The 1,183-nt window shown below is 70.2% G+C and carries 1 protein-coding gene; it reads left to right on the top strand.

Annotation, left to right across the window (positions count from 1 at the left end; translation table 11 throughout):
* Positions 1–205: 205 nt before the first annotated feature.
* Positions 206–1,183: IS110 family RNA-guided transposase (locus AOQ37_RS00010; protein ID WP_062639865.1), on the top strand; the 978-nt coding region annotated here is incomplete at its 3' end.

The raw sequence follows: 1,183 nt of genomic DNA, 5'->3' as shown, positions 1-1,183 counted from the left end.
CCTTAAGAATGTTGGGCGGTCCGGGAGGACCGGGTGTGGCTGATGCGTGGTTGCCCGCGATGGCTTCAGGAGAATGGCCGCCCGGTCCTCCGGGACGCTCCGACTGCTGATTGAGAGCTGCGAAGCATCGCTGGTTAAGGACCTGTTGGCGGAGTGTTCCCCGGGCCGTGAAGGCACTGGTCGCGAGGGAACGGAGCGGACGGGCTTGAGCGCGTCTCACACGCGGATATGGGTCGGCATAGACGCCGGCAAGGGGCACCACTGGGCGGTCGCGGTCGATGCCGACGGCGAGACGCTGTTCTCGACGAAGGTGATCAACGACGAAGCCCAGATCCTGACGCTGATCGACACGGCCCGGGAGAAGGCTGATGAGGTGCGGTGGGCGGTGGACATCTCCGGCCGGGCCTCCGCCCTGCTGCTGGCCCTGCTGATCGCGCACGGTCAGCAGGTCGTCTACGTGCCCGGCCGCACCGTCAACCGGATGACCGGCGCCTACCGGGGCGAGGGAAAGACCGACGCCAAGGACGCCCTGGTCATCGCCGACCAGGCTCGCATGCGCCGGGACTTCACCCCGATCGAGACTCCGCCGGAACTGGTCTCCACGCTCCAGCTGCTGACCGGTTACCGGCGCGACCTGATCGCGGACCGGGTCCGGCTCATCAACCGACTCCGCGACCTGCTGGTCGGCATCTGCCCCGCGCTGGAGCGGGCCTTCGACTACTCCGCGGCCAAGGGCCCGGTGGTCGTGCTGACCGAGTACCAGACCCCAGCCGCTCTGCGCCGGATCGGCGTCAAGCGGCTGACCACCTGGCTGGAACGCCGGAAGGTCCGCGGCGCCGACGCCGTCGCGGCCAAGGCCGTCGAGGCCGCCCAGTCCCAGACCACTGCCCTGCCCGGGGAGGCCCGGGCGGCCAAGCTGGTGCGCGACCTGGCCCACCAACTCCTGGCCCTGGACGAGCGGATCAAGGACAACGACCGGGAGATCCGCGAAACCTTCCGGACCGACGACCGCGCCGAGATCATCGAGTCCATGCCCGGCATGGGCCCGATCCTGGGCGCCGAGTTCGTCGCCATCGTCGGCGACCTGTCCGGCTACAAGGACGCCGGCCGCCTGGCCTCGCACGCCGGCCTGGCACCGGTGCCCCGCGATTCCGGCCGCCGCACCGGCAACTACCACCGGCCC

The organism is Streptomyces maremycinicus (genome assembly GCF_001184025.1).
Classification (GTDB): Bacteria; Actinomycetota; Actinomycetes; order Streptomycetales; family Streptomycetaceae; genus Streptomyces; species Streptomyces maremycinicus.
The sequence above is the reverse complement of the archived record's forward strand: the minus strand, read 5'-3'. Positions and strand labels throughout refer to the sequence as shown.